Origin of the sequence: Bacteroides sp. AR29, from assembly GCF_900217715.1 — a bacterium.
Classification (GTDB): Bacteria; Bacteroidota; Bacteroidia; order Bacteroidales; family Bacteroidaceae; genus Bacteroides; species Bacteroides uniformis.
In genome coordinates this window covers 1-21966 of the sequence record NZ_OBMS01000021.1, presented here as the reverse complement: position 1 = coordinate 21966, position 21966 = coordinate 1, and the positions used below count along the sequence as shown (strand labels likewise).

Here is a 21966-nt window from a genome sequence, read left to right as displayed (position 1 = left end):
TAGGTTGCCCGTCGTTGACAGAGTTCATGTCAGTGGCGGGCTTTTCTATGCAGGTTGGCTTCCGGTAGGTTGATAGGGTATTTCGAACCAGAATTCGGAACCTTTCCCCGGAATAGAGCTGACGCCCACTTTTCCGTTCATTTTCTCGGCAATCATGGTGCAGATGGAGAGTCCGAGACCCGTGCCTTGTTTAAAACTGTTTAGCTTGACAAAGCGTTCGAATACATCCTTTTGCTTTTCAGGAGGAATGCCGCAACCGGTATCACGGACAAAGAAGCGAATCCTGTCTTCTTGCGGCAGGTGATAACCAATGTCGATGAAACCTTCTTCCGTATGCTTGAGGGCGTTTGACAGATAATTGTTCAGTACTTGTCTTACCCGTTTGGGGACTGTGTGAATAATACAGTAATCCGCACCGGGCAGGAGACGTATACTGACTTCGGACGGAAGTTTCAGTTTTGCCATCGTCTGCATTTCATCAAGCGTCTTGTTTACATCCATATCTCCTTCTGTGAATTCGAGAATGCCAGCTTCGATGCGTGACAGGTCGAGAATATCGTTAATCAGTTGCAGCAGCAGCTGGGTGTTTTCTTCGATGATATGTATGTATTCCTTTGTATCTTCGTCTTGTATTGCATCGGAAAGTATGGAGGAGAAGCCGACAATGGCGTTTAGCGGAGTGCGTATCTCGTGGCTCATATTGGCAAGAAAAGCCGATTTCAGGCGGTTGGCTTCTTCTGCTTTCTCTTTGGCTGCCAGCAGTTCGGTGATGTCCAGTGCAGAACTGACAATCCACCTCTCTTTCCCTTTGTTGTAGGACACCAGCGTTTTGTGAAACGACAGAATATACTCTCTGCCTTTGGGATTGACAAAGTGTTTGATGTAGGACTGGGGAGTTTTCGACTCTTCAACTTCTTTGTCTGTCTCTTGGATGAAATTATCTTGCATTAGGGGTTTGAACTCCTCTTCATAGTGTCCCACAATATCCTCAGCGGGGACTTCCATCATCTCTGCCGCTTTTTTGTTCCATATCAGGTAGCGTCCTTCATCGTTTTTGTCTTTTACTGTCGTGGCGATGGGAAGGTTCTCCAGAATACTTTCAAGGAAGAAACGGTATTTTTCGTTTTCCCGGCGTTGGACTTCATCTTCCGTAATGTCGCGTATGAAGGCCATGACATTATTTCTGTTGAGGTAGACCATGCGCACTGCGATATATAGTTTCTCACCACTTTCTATTCTTATCTTTAGGGTCAGGCTGTCCGAAGTGCGGGTATTCAGTACGCGTAACAGCGACGTCATGTATTTCCGGCATTCATCGGCGTCTGTCACTAAATTATTGATATTTAGAACTCCCGGATTCAGGAACGGAAGTCTGTTTGCCTTTTCGGTAGGTGTATTAAGTAGTTTTACGACAATACCTTGTCTGTTCAGCAGATATACTGGAATGTCTATTGCCCGGATAATCTGTCTGTTCAGACTTTTGTATTTATGATTTATCCAGTATAGAAAGCTTGCAGATGTAACGGCAATTAACAGAAATAACTGTACTTCTCCAAATAATGTAAGATGCATACGCGGTGTCTTTCATTTCGTCTGTCCCCATTGACGAAGGTTATTATATAAAAAGCGCGAGGACTGTTATTGTCTATCTGCATTCGAGGCTCTGGAAAATGCCCACGTCATAAATAGACAACAGTCCCCACGCCTAAGTATATAATAACATAGACGTGAAGAAACTGTTGCTATCATCCCATGACGTTTATTGAATTTTCCAGATTCCGAATAGGCAGGAATAATAACTTTCGCTTCTTGCGTTCTTATCGAATCAAGTCAAAAATGGCCGTTATCACTATAACTGCCAAGACTTTGGTGCAAAAGTAGTATATTTTTTTTGGATGTACGATATGATGAGGAGAATAAAGTGTATATGCAAACAAAGCGTGATGGTATTTGACCGTCACGCTTTGTATAGTCTGCCATTAAAAGTTGTTGTTAGAGAGAATTGTTAGAGGATTTATTTCATGGCTTCTATGGTATATCCTTGTTGTTTCAGAAGGTTCAACACTCCATTGTCTCCGGGCAGGTGTCCGGCACCGACTACGAAAAGGGTGGGGGCTTCCGTCATGATGGCAGGCATCTTTTCAACCCATGCCTTGTTGCGGTTATCCAGCATGGCTTCCATCTCACCGGGCAGCGGGTCGCATGAATTGCCGTCGCGCTCTTCCATCAGTTGCAACATGGCGTCCAGGTCTTGCTTTTCATAAGCGGCAATCAGGCGCTTGCTTTGCTCGATACCTTTCTCGATGTCACTGATAGCGCAGTAGAGGAGGTTTGCCTGGCGTTGCAGCGTCTGGCTGTTGAACAGAATGTCTATTTGTGACTGGGCTGTTTCCAGACCGCCAACTTTCTTGCCTTGCTGTCCGGCCTGCTGCTGGAAGTAAGTGTCGAGCTGTTCTTGCGGGTTGAAGCCCGGAGTATGTTTCATGTAGAGCAGGACGACAAGCTGCTGGTTGATGGCAGCCGGTTTCAGTTGAGCAAGCATGGCGATGTCTACCATCATATTCTCTTTTACAACTTTACCCACTTCTTCGTATTGCTCGGGAGTAAAGAGGTTTTGCAGCGTGGTGTCTTTGGGCATCATCATCTGCTGTTGCATGCTTTGCATGAAGGCGGGAGTCGCCATTTCGCTCATCACAACTTCCCCGTAGACTTGGGTGGTTTCGTTCATGGCCTGCGGCATGGCGGCGATGCTGTCCTTGATGCTGAGTGGAGAGAGATGGTAAGTACCGAAAATATAGGATGGTTTCTCTAATCCTTTACCGGATACTTTCCATAAAAGTTGTGCATTGGCGCTCAGCGCAATGCTGATGAATAAGAGGATGCCTAAAAGTTTCTTCATTGTTTTCTTCTTTTAATAGTTTCTGGACTATCAGTCGGGACAGAGTAAAGAAAATCACAAGAAGGGAAAAATTAGTATTATTTTATTCTTCCTCCGCAGAGCCAGTGTTGGGTGTAATATTTTTCCCGGAGGTTGCTGACTATGACTCCCTGGCTGGTGCTGGCATGTATAAACTTGCCGTCCTTGAGGTAGATGCCTACGTGTGCCACTTTTTTGCGGGAAGCACGGCTGGTGAAGAACACCAAATCTCCCTCACGCAAGTTGCGGCGGGAGATTTTACTGCTCTCTTTCAGTTGCCCGTCTGTGCTTCTCGACAGACGGGTGTGGTAAACTTTTTTATACAGTTGCGATACCAGTCCGGAGCAGTCCGTTCCACGTTTGCTGTCGCCACCTGCGCGATAGGGGGTGCCTATCCATTCGGAGGCATGGATGTATAGCTTGTGGTTGTCCTGCAGTTCAATATCCACTCCCAAACGGACGGATGCCTGCGCCAGGGCTTTGTAGTCCAGGCGTGGCGCGGAAGTATGGCAGGAACTTAAGCCTATCAATATAATGGTAAGAGCTACTATATAAGAAAGATATTTTTTCATGCTTCCGAATTTTTTTCTTCTACCGTTTTATCTTCTTTTTCCGTTATTTCTTCTACGGCTGCTTCTACTACCGTTTCTTCTACCACGGCTTCTTCCTCCACACCGACGTTGAAGTAAGCTTCCAATTCCTGCTCGGCAGAGTTGTTCTCATTTCGTATATCGCGGATAATAACACCGTTTTCTAACAATGCAATACGTGGACAAACGTCCACTGTGTGATTCAGGTTATGGCTGGAAATGATGACGGTGGCTCCGTGCTCTTCATTGTATCTTTTCAGCAAGTGTTTGATTACAGACTGTGAACTGGGGTCAAGGAAGTTGAACGGTTCATCCAGAATCAACAGTTGCGGGTGATGTAGCATAGCGGAGATGATGCCGATTTTCTGCTTGTTTCCGGCAGAATAGTTGCGGATGAATTTTTTCTGCCCCATCACTTCGCCGTTCATGAAGCGTTCGAAGGGAAGCAGGCGTTCGTCTACCTCCTCTTTCTTCAGACCGTACATCTTACCGATGAAGTAGAAGTATTCTTCGGGGGTGAGGTAGTCTATCAGGAAACCGTCGTCTATAAAGGCTCCCGTGAAGTTCTTCCAGTCCTCGCTTTTGCTGACGTCAATGTCATTGATGGTTACATTGCCCCGGTCTGCCTGCAGTAAGTCAAGAATAAGCCGGAAGAGGGTGGTCTTGCCTGCACCGTTGTTGCCTACCAGTCCCAGCATATCGCCTTGCCCGATGGTGTAGTTCTCTATATCTACGGCTTTTTTTGTGCCGAAATTCTTTTGTAAATTGTTGATGCGTATCATGTTAGTGATTGATGTTTAATGATTTCTATTTCTGTCTACTGTCCCTGAAGCCTTCCATATTCTTGTAGCGGCGTTTCATGAGTCGGTGATATACATTCATCAGCCAGAATTTGGAAGTGGCGATGAATGCCACGCCGATGCCGATAAGTATCCAGGGGGTGACCTCTTTGCCAAAGATGGCATTCAGTGCAAAAAGCAGCAGTAAAGGTATGCCGAAAGCACCTCCTGAAATCAGATTCTGCAGACCGGTGCCTATATTCTGCCGGCTGGTCATCTTTGAATTCAGGTCGGTAGTCTTATTGTTGTAGACTGCCAGTTGGAACAGACAGCAGTATACGGCTCCCGGAATGAATATCAGCCATGCAATGCAACCGAGTACGGATACCTTCCCGGTAACCATACCGGGAATCATCAGAATCGTAGGAATGAGCAATGCAATGCTGTACAGTATGTATTTGGCACGCAGCAGCGAGTAGATAGATTCCTTGCGGCTCATCAGTCCGTCAATGTAATTGCCTTCGTAACCCATCAGTGTGCTGAGGAACATGATGCCGAAGATAATGTAATTATAAAGGACGAAGAAATCTCTCAGACCTCCGTCATACACATCGGAAAAGCTAATGATACTACTGAACATTATCACTACACCGGTGATGGAATAGAGCGAACGCTTACAAATCTTGTTGCGTAGCAATAACTTGAGTTCCAGTCTCATGTATTCGCCTATTTCGCCGTAGCGGTCGAGGAATTTGTATTCGGATACATGTTTTATCCGTGTATCTTCCACTTTGTTCAGTTCATTGTAGATGAGTTTCTGCATCAGGGTGCGGTTGATGAACCACATGAGGGCGATGGCAGTCAGTACACCGATGAATGACAGTATATTACCGGTGATGAACCCTTCTCCCAGATTGACAAAACAGTCGAAAAGCGGACTGTTGTCCGGAATGAATAGTGCGGCGGCAATGCCACCATATACTACTACCGGTAATGCCAGCCACCAGATGCGCTCACCCATCAGTGTGCGGCACAACAAGAACCAGTAGTTATTGAATACCATCAGCAGCCAGATGCCAATGCAATAGGTCAGCACACCACTGATTCCATAGAATTTGGTGACGGTGATGATGGAAAACGGAACAAACAGAAACAGCCAGAACAGATTGAAGCCATCCAGTCCGGAACGGATCAGCAGGAAGTCTATAAGACGATTCCGTTTGATGGGAAGCAGTAGGTAGGGCTTCACTTCCTGGGTGGGTGTTTTTTGGAAAGGCAGGCGTATCAGGAAATCCAGCACAAGGACAAATATCAATCCGGAGTTCATTACGTGATAGGCTTCTGTGGCACCACCGTCAAAGGCGAATGCAAAGGTCGTACCGAAGAATATCAGGTAACCGGCCCAGAAGACGAACATGAAGTACATCCAGAATTTTCCGAATTTACTTTTTTCGTACATCGGATTTCGTTTTTCTGCCAGTTTTCCGTGCTTGCGCAAATCTAAGAAAAGACTCATAGTATTTGTATATATAGAGTTTGTATAAAAAAAGCTGCGCTGCCTTTCATCGAACAACGCAGCCTTCTGTGTGTATGGCTCTCTTATTCTTTGTCAGGAGTTTCAGGACTGATCATTGATACCTCAATCTCGTTCTTCTGCTTGAACAAGTCGTCGGTGAACTTCTGGATGTCCTTCACGGTGATGCTGTTGACAATCTGTTCGTAATCCTTTATCGGATTCATACCGGTGAACAGGTATTCGTCAATGCTTCCCAGCCAGTAGCTGTTCTCCTTCAAGTCTTCGGCATGTTTCTTCAGCATGAACTCCTTCACTTTATTCAAGTCTCCTTCCGACGGACCTGCTTTGGCGATGTTGTCGAGTTCTGCAAAGATAATCTGCATCAGCTTTTCTCTTTTTGCCGGAGCGGTTTCGAATACAATCTGCAAGAGAGCCTTTTCTTTCGGATATTTGCTTAATTGGCCGCCTACATATACACCGTAAGTGCCCCCTTCGTCTTCACGTACCTTGGCTGTATAAACCAAGTCGAGAATCTGGCTGGTCATACTCAGCAGGATGTCATTTTTCAGGTCGTACTTGCAGTCACCGTTCAGCAGGACAAAGTTCGACGCTTTGGCAGTTTCCTGCTTCCGTACGAATTCGTTCTTATAAACTCCCTGGCGCATGTCCACTTTATTGTCCTTGAATGTTTCCTTGCGGTTGATGGCAGGCAGTGAACCCAGGTACTCGGCGATGAGTGGTTTCATTTCCTCCACATTCACATTTCCTACAAAGATAAAGGTAAAATCGCTGGCATCTTTGTAGCGGTCTTGATACATGGACAGAATCTTGTCATAATCCATCTTGTCAATCATGTCCGCCTTTATTCTGGCTCTTCTGGGATGGTGCATGTAAATACCGGCCGAGACAGAGTCACTGAACGCCACCTGGGGATTCATTTCCATATTCTGCAAAGCAGCTTTGTTGCGGTTCTTGTAGGATGCGAAGGCATCGTCGTCACGGCGTGGAGCGGTGAACGTCAAGTAAGTGAGCTGCATCATTGTTTCGAAGTCTTTCGGTGAACAGCTGCCATTGACGGTTTCTGTCTTGTCACCGATACCATAGCTGACGGAAGCTTTCTTGCCGGCCAGAACTTTTTCCAGGTCTACGGCACTGAAATTACCCAGACCACCGACACTCACTGCATCCAGTCCGTTGATGTTGATGATTTCCGAGTCGGGGAACAAGGAACTACCGCCTAGGCTGACTCCCTTCATGCGGATTTCGTCTGCCTTGAAATCTGTCTTCTTGATAATGACCTTGACTCCGTTGGAGAGTGTCAGCGTTGTAGTGCCGAATGTATCATCTGTCTGCTCGGATACAATCTTTCCGCCTTTCGGGGCTTCGGCCATCAAAGGTTCATCCGACACCTTGTCTACGTAGGCAGTCAGTTTTTCAGCTTTAATATCTTTCAGAATCTTCTTGATTGCATCTTCTGTCGGCATTTTCAATCCTTCCTTATCCGGACCGAGAATTGCGACTACCTGGTTACTGTCTGTCACGAGGGCTTGCATCATCTGGTTCAGTGCGGCAACCGGAATGGCGGGAGCTATCTGATTGATGATGGCGTATTCGTTTTCGATGCCCGGAATCGGTTCGTTATCGAGGAAATGACGGACATATTCATCCACGTACTCTTCATTCTTGCGTTTGTCACGCTCGTTATAAGCAGATTCCAGTTGGCGCAGATATTCGGCACGGGCACGGTTGTATTCCGTTTCCGTAAAGCCGAATTGGCGGGCGCGTTCTGTTTCGCGCAGGAGAGTGGCTATTCCATTTTCTATGGCATCTTCCTTGCAGACAACGACACCGGTGAAGGCATCTTTGGTTTTGGCAACAAAGAAATCATCGTCATAAGTGGCGGCATATATATAAGGAGGATTGGCGGTCTGTACCAATTCGTTCAGACGCGCATTCAGCATATTGTTGATGAGCGTGGTTGCATAATTCTGTACCAGATAGCCCATGTCGCCTTTCTGCTCGTCAGGAGTGGCTTCGTGCTTGTTGAAGATGAGGGCTTGTACATTGGACTGTTCCTTGTCCTGATAAACCAATACAATAGGCTCCTTGTTGTCGTTTACCGGATAGTACTCGCGTTTGGCAGCATTGGGCTGGGCGGGAATATCAGAAAACATTTTCTTGATTTGGGCTTCGATGGTGTCCACATCTATATCGCCAACTACCACAATACCCTGAAGGTCCGGACGGTACCACTTTTCATAGTAGTCTCTCAAAGTTTGCGGTTTGAAGTTCATAACGACCTCCATCGTTCCGATAGGGAAACAAGTGGCATACTTCGTTCCTTCGAACATGACTGGAAGCATCTTCTCCTGGAAGCGTTGTATGGCGCTCATACGGGTGCGCCATTCTTCGTTGATGACTCCGCGTTCTTTGTCTATTTCCTTCGGGTCCAGGGTCAAATCGTTACTCCAGTCGTGCAGAATCAGCAGGCAGGAGTCGATGGCTCCCGGAGTAGTGACCGGCACATTGGAAATGTTGTATACGGTTTCGTCTACGGAAGTATAGGCGTTCAAGTTCTCACCGAATTTCACCCCGATACGCTCCAGGTATTGCTTCAGTGCATCACCGGGGAAGTGGGTCGTTCCATTGAAACACATGTGTTCCAGGAAGTGGGCAAGGCCGCGCTGGTGGGCTTCTTCCTGAATGGAGCCTACCTTTTGGGCAATGTAAAAGTCGGCCCGGTTTGCAGGCTGGCTGTTCTTGCGGATATAATAGGTCAATCCGTTGTCCAACTTTCCGATACGGACATTTTTGTCGACCGGGATAGGCGGCATTTGCTGTGCAAATACCTGCTGAAAATTGCAGCAAAGAATTAACGCTACAATCCATAAACCACGTAATAGATGTTTCATATTATTATGAATTTAAATTGTTCTTGAACTATCTGTCGGACAGCCCTTGGATAAATCACAACTTCTGTTGTTTTTTTCGGATTCCATTCCGGATAAATGGAATTTATCTGACTGCTTCTCGGATGCGGACCAATTTGGTCAGCAGGTCTTCCAGCAGGTCGAGTTTCAGCATGTTGGCGCCGTCACTCTTGGCTACGGCGGGATTTTCGTGGGTTTCGATGAACAGTCCGTCTACACCTACGGCAACACCGGCTTTGGCTACGGTCTCGATAAGTTGCGGCATACCTCCCGTGACGCCACTGGTCTGGTTGGGCTGTTGCAAGGAGTGGGTTACATCCAGGATGACGGGGAAACCGAAGGTCTGCATTTCGGGGATGCCGCGATAGTCGATGACTAAATCCTGATAACCGAAAGTAGTTCCGCGTTCCGTCAGCATGACGTTCCTATTGCCTGCTTCCACTACTTTATCAGCCGCAAAGCGCATGGCAAGCGGAGAGAGGAACTGCCCTTTCTTGATGTTGATGGTTTTTCCGGTTTTGGCGGCGGCTACAAGCAGGTCTGTCTGCCGGCAGAGGAAGGCGGGAATTTGCAGAATATCCACATATTCGGCAGCCATGGTGGCTTCTTCGGCTGCATGAATGTCGGTCACGGTAGGTACTCCGAAGGTGGTGTGCACTTTTTGCAGTATCTTCAGCGCCTTTTCGTCGCCGATGCCCATAAAGGAATCCAGGCGGGAGCGGTTGGCTTTGCGGTACGACCCTTTGAATACATAGGGGATTTGCAGTTTTTCGGTGATAGTCACGATACGTTCGGCAATGCGCATTGCCATTTCTTCTCCTTCGATGACACATGGACCTGCCAGTAGGAAGAAGTTTCCGGCAGGATTATTCTTTAATTCAATCATAGGTTGTTACTGATTAAGTATTTTCAATTGGGTATAATCAATGTTATTGCTTCATGCAGTACGCTGATGTCCAGTGGAAAATGACGGTCGAGAATACGTCCGTCCAAATCGACAGAGGCATTTTGCGCACGCAGCACTTTTACTTTTTGCGTACGGTAGGGCATCACTACCTTATGGTTCAGAATCCGCCCTTGGATAAGCATCCACAATCCCGACCATAGTTGCAGCAATTCGGGACGGTAAATGACGGAAACATCCAGCCAGCCATTATAGGGCACTGCACTAGGCGCTTGTCCGTATCCCCACGCACTGCCTATGCAGACAGTCATGATGCGTCCGCGTATATGCTCGCCGTTTATCTTGAGATGCATGCGGTACAGCTTCCGTTCGAAGATAATGGATAGCAGTGCCATGAAGTAAGAGAGGAACTTCACTCCCCAGAAACGCTTGCACTGGTCGGTGATTTTCACGATACGGGCTCCCAGGCCTATGTTGATGGCATTGAGAAAGTAGCGTGTCAGATGCTTTTCACCGTCGTAATAATAGCAGGTACCCACGTCTATTTTCCGGCGGCGGTTGTTGATAATGCAATCCACCGCTTTCTTGTAATCCGAACTCATTTCCCAATAGTCGGCAAAGTCATTTCCTATACCATTGGGGATGATGCCGATGGCTATATTCTCCTTGTCCGGTGCATTGGAAAGCATGATGCCGTTAATGACGTCATTCAGTGCGCCGTCACCGCCTACTACAACAATGGTGCGGTAGCCGTTGTTGGCGAGGATGCCTGCCAGACGCTCTACCGAACCGAACCCTTCGGACTGCACATAGTCGTAAGGCACACCTTTGCTGTCCATGTATTCTTTGATTTCTTTCCACCGTTTCTGCACTTTCCGTGTTCCGGCTTTGGGGTTGTATATCACTCCCAACTTTTCGGGTTCTGCACTCATGATTCTATTTACAATTTGACTATTTACTATTTACGATTTAAATCACCCGGTCACTTTATCATTTCATCATCCTTCCAACTTCTTCTTTACAAAAGCTATCTTTTCTTCCATCGGCCACTGGGCATTCATCCAATGGATGGTAAATCCACGCCGTTCCATACGGCGGAACCAGGTCATCTGGCGTTTGGCAAACTGGTGGATGGCTGTTTCCAGTTGCGTGAACATCTCTTCATAGGTCAACTTGCCGATGACATAAAGTGTCAGATACTTGTATTCCAGTCCGTAATAGATGAGGTCATCCGGTTGGATGCCTTGCTCTATCAGACGTCGCACTTCGTCTATCATTCCTTCTTCCAGGCGCTGGTGCAGGCGGCGGGTGATTTTCTCCCGACGCAATTCCCGGTCGATGTCCACACCTATGATGAGACTGTTCATCTGGGGGAAGGAACGTTCGTCTACTGGGGTATGGGCATAATACTCTTCGATTTCGATGGCTCGTATGGCACGTTTGGCTGTGTCCACATCCGTAGTATTGTGCAGGCTTTTGTAACCTTTCAGTATGTCGGTCAGTTCTTCCAGCGATTTGTCCGCCAGACGGGTGCGCAACTCAGGATTCTCGGGTACGGGCAGCAGACGGTAGCCTTTCAGCACTGATTCGAGATACATTCCGGTTCCTCCACATACAACGGGCAGGCAACCTTTTTGTTTAATAGTCTCGTAAGCATTCAAGAAATCACGCTGATACTCGAAAACATTGTACTTATAGCCCGGGTCGGCTATGTCGATGAGGTGATAGGGAATCTGTTTCCCGTCGACGGTATAGTCGGCAAGGTCTTTGCCGGTGCCCAGGTCCATCCCCCGGTAGATTTGCCGTGAATCGGCACTGATGATTTCCGTATGGAGTTCGGCGGCCAAGGCGGCTGCAAATGGAGTCTTTCCTGAGGCGGTAGGCCCTAATATGGCGATTAAATCATAGTCTGGCATATATAAGTTCTTGTTAATCTCATTACAAAGATAGTGCAAACCGAATGCAGAATAAAATGAACTCGTTCATTTTTTATGCTGAGGTGCAGCTTATCTTCGTGTTAGTGCAAAGATAATGCAAACTGGGAGTATAATGGAAAGAACTTGCTTATTTTTTTACGTGATGCTATACCTCCTTTTCTATTTTGAAGCAGAAAAAGTGAAAAAGGACGTGAAAACGAGCATTTATCTTATTAAAATGTGTTATGAAACATGCTTTTTTTCTTGGAAAGTTTGTCAATGTCCCAAAAGTCCGTACCTTTGCAATGTGTTTTTCATAGTATTAGATTTAAGGTTAACAAAGGTTGGAGTACAGCGGTACTCCTTTTTTTATGCCCTAAACTGAACTTTGGCACATTTTTTTCTGTACTTTTGCACTATATCTTGAATGAACAAACATATTCACCTTTTATGAAGCTCTGTATATAGCTACGCTCAACGAATAGCCCTGCTTGATAAAGCTATTCAGCTATCTGGCAAGCGATGCCCCGTTTGCCATAGAGATTGTATATCCTTTTATTCATGAATTTGCAGGATAGCATGCTGTACTTGTACAGTGTGTTGTTTTGTGCTATTTTATTGTTGAGCAATGCATTATACATATAAACAGATATGGCTTATCAACTTTCCGGTAATGATGAGCATTTTGATGGAGCAGCTGATAAATATAACCGATGCTGTTTTCTTAGGTCACGTTGGCGAGGTGGAATTGGGAGCATCTGCCATTGCAGGGATTTATTATTTGGCGATCTACATGCTTGGGTTTGGATTTAGTATCGGATTGCAGGTGATGATTGCCCGAAGGAATGGAGAATGTGATTATGGTAAGGCTGGGAAGATATTCTTTCAAGGTTTCTTCTTTTTATCGGGATTGGCCATTTTGCTTTGTCTGCTGATGCAGGCAAGTTCTCCTTTCATATTGGGAAGGTTGATTTCCTCACCGGAGATTTATCGGGCTGTAATTCAGTATCTGGACTGGCGCAGTTTCGGTTTGCTGTTTTCGTTTCCGTTTTTGGCTATCCGTTCTTTTCTTGTGGGAATAACATGCACTCGGGCATTATCGTGGGCTGCAGCCGTTGCAGTAGTGATTAATATTCCTTTGAATTATATTCTGATATTCGTTGGAGGACTGGGAATATCGGGAGCTGCCATTGCTTCTTCTCTGGCAGAGATGGGTTCTTTGGCGATGCTTCTTTTCTACGTATGGCTGAAAATAGATAAAGGGAAATATGGATTGAAACCGGTATATGACGGAAAGCTGTTGGTGGATGTGCTGAGCTTGTCGGTATGGAGCATGCTTCATGCCTTTATCAGCGTGGCTCCGTGGTTCTTGTTTTTTGTGGCGGTGGAACATTTGGGTAAAACGGAATTAGCCATTTCCAATATTACGCGAAGTGTATCTGCTGTCTTTTTTGTAATAGTCAATTCTTTTGCGGTCACTACGGGTTCGCTGGTCAGTAATGCGATTGGGGCTGGAGAAAGGAGGGCTGTTTTCATTATCTGCCGTAAGATACTGAGGTTGGGCTATTCTGTTGGATTTCCACTGATAGGGGTAGCTGTATGCTGTAATCGCTTGATAATAGGAATCTATACAGATAACGAACTGTTGACGGAGCAGGCTTTCATCCCTTTTGTTGTGACGTTGCTGAATTATACCTTTGCCTTGCCAGGCTATGTATATCTCAACGCAGTTGGAGGGACCGGTAAAACCCGGATTACTTTTCTTTTCCAAGTGACTACCACTGTCGTGTATTTGGGGTATCTTTATTGGTTAAGCGCTTGCACTCATGCATCCTTGGCTATTTACTTAACGGCAGAATACCTTTTTGTGATTTTGCTGGCACTGCAATCGGTTTTCTATTTAAGAAGTAAACAATATTAGAAACATATCGAATTATGATGACTAAAATATATCCGCGTACGGGAGATAAGCAAACCGTATATCTTAATGCTGTTGTAAAGGATCCTCGAATAGAGGTTGGTGACTATACTATTTATAATGATTTTGTAGCTGACCCTTTGTTGTTCGAGAAAAACAATGTGCTGTATCATTACCCCATCCATCAGGAGAGGCTGGTTATTGGTAAATTCTGTTCCATTGCTTGCGGTACGAAATTTCTGTTCAACTGTGCCAATCATACGTTGAAATCTCTGTCTACTTATACATTTCCTTTATTTTACGAAGAGTGGGGATTGAAGAAATCGGACATAACGGATGCATGGGATGACAAAGGAGATATTATAATAGGTAATGATGTTTGGATTGGTTATGAAGCGGTGATAATGGCTGGTGTTCATATAGGAGATGGGGCGATTATTGGTGCACGTGCTGTTGTGACTAAAGATGTTCCCCCTTATACAATTGTAGGGGGAACTCCTGCCAAAGAAATCAGGAAACGTTTTGATGAGGATGTGGTGAAGAAATTATTGCGGCTGCAATGGTGGGATTGGTCGATTGATGAGATACGCTGTTACTTGCCGCATCTTGTACAAGGCTGTTGGGATAGATTTCCTTAATAATCCATCATCAGTGAGTTGCCGGTCTTGCCTCGTGAAATGTCAAGGTTAGGCGGTGCATAGCTCTGGTTACAGCTACATAAAGCATACTCTTGTCAATCTCCGAACGGTAATTTCTCTCATCCGTCTGTGGAATAATGACTTCGTCAAACTCAAGCCCTTTTGCCATGTGAGCAGAGGTGATGACGATGCCTTGCACAAATGCGGAGCTTTGACTTGATAGGAAGCTGATATCATTGGCATATGATTTCAGCATGTCTGCCATCTTCCTGGCTTGCTGCTCCGTCTTGCATATGATGCCAAGAGACTTATATCCGGATTTCCGGTAAGTGGAGATTAGCCCCATAATGCCGGACAGTTCTTCTACGGCACTGCCGAACTGCAGGATTTGTGGCTTTTCTCCATGCCGGGCAACCGGTTCCAGCTCTGCGTTAGGATGAATCTTTTGCGCAAAATCCGTAATCTCGAAGGTGGAACGATAACTCTTACACAATTTCATGATTTCACTTGCAGTAAGTGACTTTTGGATAGTTTCTGCTGTGGATGAGCCATAAGGATTCACGGACTGTCCTGCATCGCCCAACACGGTTTTCCGGCATGGAAAGAGTTTCTGTATTACCTTGTACTGTATGGGCGAATAGTCCTGCATCTCATCTATCAACAGATGTTTGACTCTGAATGGCTGGTTCCCGTTTCCCTCCAATGCCAAGTGTAGGTATGCCAGCGGTGCCAAGTCTGAGTATTCGAGTGTATGTCCCTTTCGCATTTTGAACATTCCGGGATTATTTGTCCATTTAAAGAAATCTTTGTAGACTTGAATGTCGTTATTGCCTGCAAACATTAGTCTGATTTCTTTTTTCAAAAGGTTTCTGCCGGCGGTGGTTACCGTAAAGGCGTATTGTATTTTCAACATATCCAGCATATAATCAGCCATAGCATCAAATCGTCGGCGTATGGGATAACGGTTGAAACGTAGGTACTGTTCTTCAATAAACGGGGCAGGTATGGTGATGTATTTGGTCAGCTTCACGTCTGCTGCCTTGAAGTAGGTGTTCTCTATGTGGAGGATAAACTTGTCAAGCTCTGAAATGAAGCCGAAAGAGGCTTTATAGGCTATTCTGTCGATGAGGCTTGAGGATGGCTTTTCTAACAGTTCATTCACTAGCCCGAAGTATGTTTGGTACTTATATTTGTGTTCCAACACTCCGGAGAGTATTTGTTCCATACTGGTTTCGGGCACGGTTTCTTCCCCAAGTTCGGGGAGGACGTTGGAGATATAATCGGAAAACACTTTGTTGGGGGAGATAATCAGAATATCTTTTGATGAGATGCTGTCTCTGAAGGTATAGAGCAGGTAGGCTATGCGGTGCAGGGCTATGGATGTTTTTCCAGAGCCGGCCACTCCTTGAATAATAAGCGTGCGGATATCTTCGTTGCGGATAATCCGGTTCTGTTCCCGTTGGATGGTGGCAACGATATTTTTCATCTTGTCATCTGCATTGGAACTTAACTCTTTTTGCAGAATGTCGTCATGGACGGTCAGGGCACTTTCAATCATAAATTCCATTTTGCCGCCCCGAATTCTGTATTGGCGTTTTAGGGAAATTACTCCTTTAATCTCTCCCGATGGAGACCGATAGCCTGCTTCTCCTAATTCATGGTCATAGAACATGCTCGAAACGGGTGCTCGCCAGTCATGGATAAGGGTAGCTCGACTTTCCGGGTCATAGAAGGTATGGATACCTATATAGATAGGCATCACTTTGCTGTTTTCTTTCTTTTCCAAAAAATCAATTCGTCCGAAGTAAGGAATGGCAAGTATCTTGGTGAGCCGCTTATGCTTGTTGATTACACTTTCCCCCAAGGCAAAATGGTTCAGGATGCTTTCGCGCATGGAGCGTATCTCGTGTGGGTCGATGTCTTTGTTGGACCAGATATAGTCTTTGTATTCTGCCAAGGTGTCGACGTGGTCTTTCACGGATGCGTCGGTATTACCGATAACCTTTTTCAGAAAACTGATTATTTGCTTTAAATATTCTTTCTCTTGTTTCTCTGTTTGATTGAATGCCATAATTAGTTGTTGCTAAAAGATAAGACAGTGTGCAAAATTAGTGTATTGTATCGGGAAGGGAAATGGCTATTTATAGCTATATACTGGGAAGTTTTATATCTTTGCACATTCAAAAAAGTGGAGGTAAATGGACATTCATGAGCTTGCAAGGCAGAATCAGCAATCTGCATGGAAAGTATTGGAAGATACCTGTATTATTGAAGCATGGGAGCGCATTGGAGCAACCGTTCGTTTGGTGGGCTCACTCCGTACTGGGCTGTTGGTGAAAAGTAGGGATATAGATATCCATATTTATACCGATAGGTTGGATGTAGGAGAGAGTTTTTCGGTCATCCGGGAACTTGCGGAACGGTTGCCTTTGCAGGAAATACAATATAGGAACCTTATCCATACGGAGGAAGAGTGCATGGAGTGGCATGCTTTATATAAGGATAGAGAACAGAATATTTGGAAGTTTGATATGATTCACATCCGGAAAGGTTCCAGGTATGATGGTGTTGTAGAAAAGGTGACTGCCGCTATTGCGGAGCGCCTTACTCCTGAAATTAGGAAAACGATATTGCAAATCAAATTCGATGTGCCGGATGGTGTAACGATTCCAGGTATAGAGATTTATCATGCTGTCTTTACGGGAGGTGTCCGCACTTATAAGGAGCTTGAAGAGTGGCGCAAAACAAATCAGTTGGCGGACAGTCTCGGTTGGCTTCCGTAATCTTAGAGGTAGATACCAAGATTTTCTACTATATGGATGGCTTCCATTATATTGTTGGCATCTAACTTGCTTAGGATGTTTTTCCGGTGATTGTTCACAGTATAGATGCTCACTCCCAGCTGGTGAGCGATTTCCTTGCTTAGAAAACCTTGTCGGATGAGTCGTAATATTTCTTTCTCCCGGTTGGATAATTGTTTGTCAGGAGAAACAGTGCATGTTGGAAGCATCTCTCCCGTTTTTCTGTTCACCACCGTCCGTTTGATTCTTTCGATAGGGGTCTGGTCGGGAAGTATGTCCATTACTCCCATGATTATCCAGGCTTTACCATTCCGGTCTGTTTCTATGACTTGTTGCCGGCTACTTACATTGATATACTGTTGCCGTGCATTCAACATACGGAATTGAAATATTTGCCGGTAGTCATTTCTTTCTTCCGGTGGGAGTGAGTAGATGAACTGTCCATGCTCGATTTGGCATTCCGTGAGTTGCATTCTGTCATCAGGGTGTATTCTCTCTTCCAGTAAATCGCCTTGTTGCCTGATTGTCTTTATCCAAGTGGGATTGTATCCGAAAAGATGGGCAAAACTGTCGGATGCAAAATCGTATCTCTCTTTAAATACGTCAACTGTAAAAATACAGCTCTGACTCATTTGTGAGAACGCTTGCACGGATATTCTTTTCTTGTTCCATAAATCATAGTCCACATCGGGACCGCTAATCTGCTGTCTTGCCCATAATTCTTTGGGAGTTGTCTTGTTGGTAGTCATGGAACAAAGATAACTGATAATTTTCTTTTGAGTTTTATCTTTTACGGGATAATATTATTTCTAAGAATATGTTGTAGGGTTGGATTAAGTGGCTACCTTTGTAGGCCGTGTCATTGGGGACGCCGTGAATGAAAAGCAAACGAGTAATAAATTCAATATGTGATAAGATGAAAGATATACCGGCAGACAGCTTAATAAAGAATTATTTTCCTGTAGATTATATAGATTCTTTTTCTAAAGTGATGGTCACTGGGCAGGCTTTGACACCGGAAGATTTTCGCAATCTTGCCTTCAGCCGATTTCCTAAGTGGATTGGTTGGCTCATGAATTTTAGGAATGCGATTGTAAAGCCATTAGGACTGGATACAGCAACTAGATTTACAGATATGGTCTTGGATAAAAATCTGCATGAAGAAATTCTCGGAATGCCGGATAAGCATCTTGATTTCCATGTGTCCATGTGGTGCGGGGAATATCACGAAGGAAAACAAGAACTTCGGATTACTACTGTTGTGAAGTACAATAATTGGCTGGGAAGGGCATATTTCTTTATTATCAGACCTTTTCATGGGATAATAGTAAAGTCTATCTTAAAGCATGTTGCTGGGGATAGGGGGAGTGGGTGTAAATAAATACTCCCATTGAAATATTATCATTTCAATGGGAGTATTTATTTGAGTGGTGCCACCAGCAACCGAAACCGGGTTGATATAGCACTATCTTTCAGTAAGTTATATCTTTGCTACGATGTAAGTCCCTTGAATAAGGTTTTCACAGCTTTGCACCGTTCAACACAAGTTTGTATCTTGGGTACGATTTCTGAATGCAAAGATAGAGATTTTTTGTTTTATCTATATAATTATAGGGTATTAATTTTCGCCTTATCTATCTCATACATCAACAAACTTGCAAAATGTAATTTTTGTATAGCTTCAATTTTTGTAATTGATATTTTTTCATGTGCTTTGGGATTTCTAATACATCTAAAAGCTCCAACGAATAATTCCATATATCCTTGTTGTATGTCTTTTCCTGTTTTTGAAATAATGTCAGTATGCAACTTGAAAATTGGATTATTTACAGAAAATGCTTTTTGCATAGCTGGCACTCCGTCAATATCTTCTCCTGTTTTTAATTTTATAATTTCTTTTATCCTAACATTTATTTCTAAAAACGCTGCTTCAACAGATTCCGCATAATGAGCATCGTTGAAAAGTTTTTGAGACGATTGGATTATACAAGGATGAATATTTACCCAAATGTTATCATACTCATGTTTATTTTCATCTATATATATTAGTGTTGCTATTACTTCTCCTAATGTATAGGGATTTATACCTGTACATGGGAAAATAATTTGTTGCCCCCACTGATTATAAGATACCATATCACGCACCTTTAAATTGGGCAAAATAAAGTCGTGCAATCTTTTTTGATATATTGCAAGGTGAGTCGGAAGTAACTCTGAAAGTTTGTACAATTCATTATATAGATTTTGATAGTTTATATTGTTACTTGGAACACCATTGTTATTAATTTTTTGAGATATTCCTTTTAAACACTCTTTGCATATTATGATTTGTTCTTCAAATTTATTCATGTAACTCATTTTTAAAATATCCTCCTGTTTTTTGTGCTCCTCTAAACTCTATTATTCCTAATCTGACTAAAGAATTTAAATAGCGCTTAGCAGTAGATGTACTTTTCCCTATTAATTCAGCTATCTTAGACGAATTAAGTCCCGGATATTGATTGACGATATCTAAGACTTTCTGCTCTTTGGAATTTACAGTATCATTTACGGTATCATTTACAGTATCATTTTTGATACTGATACCTCTTTTGAACACAACTGTAAACATCCCCTCTGTATGGAATTCCGGTTCGGGCAAATTCGCTTCTCTCATGGCTTCCTGCATACGAGGAATACCGGATGCAACCCTTTCTACCAAGTGCATACGGGTAAATAAACCGAATATTAGCGGATTACGTGTCATGCTTTTATGCCCGAAATCTTTAGCCACAACAGGCAGAAGTCCTCCGGGATTGGAAATCTCTACCCGGTCATCAAACATTTCTATCATAATGCTTGCGCCTTGTTCGTAGTAATCACGGTGCGACAGGGCGTTTATAATGGCTTCTTTAAATACGGTCAGAGGTATTTCCCAAATTTCCTCTCTTGGTCCTGCTCCCTCTATTTTATAAGCTACTTGCAGTTTGCTTTCCAGCCAAGACATTGCCTGTAAATACTGTTGGTACAATGAACCTCCGAAAGTTTTATCATCTATAATATAGACTTTATTTGTTCCCTTGAAAAGAACACATCTTGTAACAGCATGTGGAAACTTTCGTTCAGGTTGTTTGCCGAAGAACATCGCTGCACCATTTTTTGCCGTTCCATTCTCGGTAAACAGTTCCAAGTTTTCAAATATTTGTTTGTCGGGTGTGGACGGACTTAGTTTTGCTTCTGTTCGGAAATCTTTAATCATCTGTTCATCTGCATCTGTGTAGATATTGAACCAATGGCAGGGTATATGGTCGAAGAAGATTTTGTTACACTCCTGAAAGAAGTTGCGCATTTCTTCGGCTGTGCGAAGTTTCTGTGAGTTTGCCCCCTCACGGACATAGATAGAACCGGAAAATATATAAGGTTTATCCTTGCCGGACGGAACATCAATCACCCAAACAGTTTTATTCACAATATTTACGGAATACAATTCACAGTGGAGTGCAGGAGATATTTCGCTGATAGAACCTTGAATAGCAGAACGCTTATCGTTTTCTAAGTTAGTATCTACCACTTGTCCGTTATCATCTACTCCAATAAGCAAATATCCTCCGTCTGCATTGGCGAAAGCACATATTTCCTCTGTCAGTTCACGCACCTTTGAAGGAACACGAACCTTAAATTCTACATTGTAGCCTTCTCCGCTATCAATAAGTGATTGTATGTTTTCTGTATTTAGCATGAATTTTATCTTAACAATGCAAATTTACGGATAAATCAGTGAAAACAAAATAGTTGTCATAAATTCCTTTTCCTAAATTCAGAGGGTATGACGCCTTTATATTTTTTGAATAGCTTGTTTAAGTGGCTTTCATCTGTAAAGCCTAATTCAGCAGCAATCTCATTGATTCTCATTTCGCTATGCAATAATCTATTTTCTACTAACTTCAACTTATATTTGATAATGTATTGTTGCATTGTTTCATTTGTATGCTTTTTAAAATAGCGCCCCAAATAATTTTGCGAGATGCCAAAATGCTGGCTAATAGTGTCTGCCTTTATTTTATCGGGATTATATATATTGTTTTGGATATATTGCAAAATATCTAATGTCTTTTCCTCTGAACGTTCATCAATCTTTTCAGGCAGATACTTGGCTATGTTACGAGTAACGATGACTATCAATGTATTTATTAATTGTTGTATCAGTTCTTTGTTATACAAATCTTGATTTACATATTCTCTTATAAGAGCTTCTATTATAGACTTTATAAGCGGTTTATCCGTGATGTTTTTTAAGATACAACCCGGTTGATGATTGGCATGTTGAAGAATAAATTCTAAGTTCTTAATATTTTTAGTTCCAAAGAAACCAGAATGAATATATATATCATTAAAACGAATGAAAAAGAATTTTGTAGTAGTATGAATATCAAAAGAATGGCAATCTTGAGGGGTTATTAGAAACATATGTCCCTCATGATAATCAAATTTATTATTATTGATGCATTGTAAACCTGTTCCGGAAAGGATATAAACTAATTCAAAAAATGTATGTTCATGCTCTTTAAGAGGAGATTCTTCGAGCTCTTTTACGCTGATTTCAAACGGCTGATGTAGATTTTCCTTTTTCATGTTGCAAATATACTGTATTTAGGAAAATATATACTAAAAATAAAGAATGAAATCGGTATAATTTTGCTCTCTGAAATAATCTTTTAAATTATATATGAATTCATTAGTGTCCCGTTAAAATGGGACGAGTTAAACAATTAATCAAATAGCCCCGGAATAAGGGGATTATTTAGATCTTTGACATCATTGAAATTAGTCTTATCGAACAGGTCACGCAAGTGGGTTTTGTCAGTCAATGATATGCTGATAATTTGCAAAACTTCATAGGTTGAGCGTTTCAACTTCATATCATGTTGGACAATAGCCACAAGGCAGTATGTGATAATAGCCACACTGATTTGTATGCGAACAGCGTTCTCTGTTGTGCCCCAAAATTTCTTTATCTTGAGATGCTGCTTGAGCCATTTGAAGAACAGCTCGATTAACCATCTTTTCTTATAAAGATT

The 21966-nt window shown here is 43.4% G+C and carries 19 protein-coding genes; 4 read left to right on the top strand and 15 right to left on the bottom strand.

Annotated features, from left to right (window positions below):
- Nucleotides 1-45: 45 nt before the first annotated feature.
- The 9 genes from CSD97_RS13480 to miaA all read right to left on the bottom strand — a co-directional run bounded on the left by CSD97_RS13480 (nucleotide 46) and on the right by miaA (nucleotide 11552).
- The gene (locus tag CSD97_RS13480; RefSeq protein ID WP_098032572.1) at nucleotides 46-1572 is read right to left on the bottom strand and encodes an ATP-binding protein; all 1527 of its coding nucleotides are present in this window, start codon (nucleotides 1570-1572) and stop codon (nucleotides 46-48) included.
- 442 nt (nucleotides 1573-2014) lie between these two features.
- Nucleotides 2015-2899 (bottom strand): TraB/GumN family protein, encoded by an 885-nt coding sequence (locus CSD97_RS13475; protein WP_005835496.1) that lies wholly within the window; start codon nucleotides 2897-2899, stop codon nucleotides 2015-2017.
- 77 nt (nucleotides 2900-2976) lie between these two features.
- Entirely contained in the window at nucleotides 2977-3489 is a 513-nt protein-coding gene (locus tag CSD97_RS13470; RefSeq protein ID WP_005828855.1) for a C40 family peptidase, read from the bottom strand.
- Nucleotides 3486-4289, bottom strand: coding sequence for an ABC transporter ATP-binding protein (locus tag CSD97_RS13465; RefSeq protein ID WP_005828854.1), 804 nt, complete (start codon nucleotides 4287-4289; stop codon nucleotides 3486-3488). Before CSD97_RS13465 ends, CSD97_RS13470 begins: the two co-directional genes overlap by 4 nt.
- A gap of 25 nt (nucleotides 4290-4314) precedes the next feature.
- On the bottom strand, nucleotides 4315-5802 hold the full coding sequence (locus CSD97_RS13460) for a DUF5687 family protein (RefSeq protein WP_098032577.1): 1488 nt from the start codon (nucleotides 5800-5802) through the stop codon (nucleotides 4315-4317).
- Nucleotides 5803-5885: 83 nt separating this feature from the next.
- Nucleotides 5886-8714 carry a M16 family metallopeptidase gene (locus tag CSD97_RS13455; protein WP_098032571.1) on the bottom strand — a complete coding sequence of 943 codons (2829 nt, stop codon included), beginning with the start codon at nucleotides 8712-8714 and terminating at the stop codon, nucleotides 5886-5888.
- A 103-nt stretch (nucleotides 8715-8817) separates the two neighbouring features.
- Entirely contained in the window at nucleotides 8818-9618 is an 801-nt protein-coding gene (kdsA, locus tag CSD97_RS13450) for a 3-deoxy-8-phosphooctulonate synthase (RefSeq protein ID WP_005828848.1), read from the bottom strand.
- 23 nt (nucleotides 9619-9641) lie between these two features.
- On the bottom strand, nucleotides 9642-10568 hold the full coding sequence (locus CSD97_RS13445) for a YegS/Rv2252/BmrU family lipid kinase (protein ID WP_005828845.1): 927 nt from the start codon (nucleotides 10566-10568) through the stop codon (nucleotides 9642-9644).
- Nucleotides 10569-10634: 66 nt separating this feature from the next.
- The gene (miaA, locus tag CSD97_RS13440) at nucleotides 10635-11552 is read right to left on the bottom strand and encodes a tRNA (adenosine(37)-N6)-dimethylallyltransferase MiaA (RefSeq protein ID WP_098032576.1); all 918 of its coding nucleotides are present in this window, start codon (nucleotides 11550-11552) and stop codon (nucleotides 10635-10637) included.
- Nucleotides 11553-12180: 628 nt separating this feature from the next.
- On the opposite strand from miaA, the gene CSD97_RS13430 reads away from it, so the two are divergent.
- Both CSD97_RS13430 and CSD97_RS13425 read left to right on the top strand, forming a co-directional pair.
- Nucleotides 12181-13473 (top strand): MATE family efflux transporter, encoded by a 1293-nt coding sequence (locus CSD97_RS13430; RefSeq protein ID WP_098032570.1) that lies wholly within the window; start codon nucleotides 12181-12183, stop codon nucleotides 13471-13473.
- Between the two features lie 14 nt (nucleotides 13474-13487).
- On the top strand, nucleotides 13488-14108 hold the full coding sequence (locus tag CSD97_RS13425) for a CatB-related O-acetyltransferase (protein ID WP_005828836.1): 621 nt from the start codon (nucleotides 13488-13490) through the stop codon (nucleotides 14106-14108).
- 10 nt (nucleotides 14109-14118) lie between these two features.
- Here the strand turns inward: CSD97_RS13425 and CSD97_RS13420 are convergent, their stop codons facing one another.
- On the bottom strand, nucleotides 14119-16179 hold the full coding sequence (locus CSD97_RS13420) for a 3'-5' exonuclease (protein WP_005835504.1): 2061 nt from the start codon (nucleotides 16177-16179) through the stop codon (nucleotides 14119-14121).
- 127 nt (nucleotides 16180-16306) lie between these two features.
- On the opposite strand from CSD97_RS13420, the gene CSD97_RS13415 reads away from it, so the two are divergent.
- Entirely contained in the window at nucleotides 16307-16891 is a 585-nt protein-coding gene (locus tag CSD97_RS13415; RefSeq protein WP_098032569.1) for a nucleotidyltransferase domain-containing protein, read from the top strand.
- Between the two features lie 2 nt (nucleotides 16892-16893).
- Here the strand turns inward: CSD97_RS13415 and CSD97_RS13410 are convergent, their stop codons facing one another.
- Complete coding sequence (locus tag CSD97_RS13410) at nucleotides 16894-17658, bottom strand: LuxR C-terminal-related transcriptional regulator (RefSeq protein WP_009037034.1); 765 nt, start codon at nucleotides 17656-17658, stop codon at nucleotides 16894-16896.
- A gap of 167 nt (nucleotides 17659-17825) precedes the next feature.
- On the opposite strand from CSD97_RS13410, the gene CSD97_RS13405 reads away from it, so the two are divergent.
- Entirely contained in the window at nucleotides 17826-18290 is a 465-nt protein-coding gene (locus tag CSD97_RS13405; protein WP_005835508.1) for a DUF2867 domain-containing protein, read from the top strand.
- Between the two features lie 227 nt (nucleotides 18291-18517).
- On the opposite strand, the gene CSD97_RS13400 is transcribed toward CSD97_RS13405, so the two are convergent.
- The 4 genes from CSD97_RS13400 to CSD97_RS13385 all read right to left on the bottom strand — a co-directional run.
- Nucleotides 18518-19258 (bottom strand): TIGR02391 family protein, encoded by a 741-nt coding sequence (locus tag CSD97_RS13400; RefSeq protein ID WP_159461932.1) that lies wholly within the window; start codon nucleotides 19256-19258, stop codon nucleotides 18518-18520.
- A complete protein-coding gene (locus tag CSD97_RS13395; protein WP_098032567.1) occupies nucleotides 19251-20627 on the bottom strand; it encodes a helix-turn-helix domain-containing protein in 1377 nt (458 codons plus the stop codon). The genes CSD97_RS13400 and CSD97_RS13395 overlap by 8 nt, the downstream gene beginning before the upstream one ends.
- A gap of 56 nt (nucleotides 20628-20683) precedes the next feature.
- Nucleotides 20684-21520: an AraC family transcriptional regulator gene (locus CSD97_RS13390; RefSeq protein WP_016661727.1), complete on the bottom strand. Its 837-nt coding sequence runs from the start codon at nucleotides 21518-21520 to the stop codon at nucleotides 20684-20686.
- A gap of 137 nt (nucleotides 21521-21657) precedes the next feature.
- Nucleotides 21658-21966: transposase (locus CSD97_RS13385; RefSeq protein WP_143272428.1), on the bottom strand; the 309-nt coding region annotated here is incomplete at its 5' end.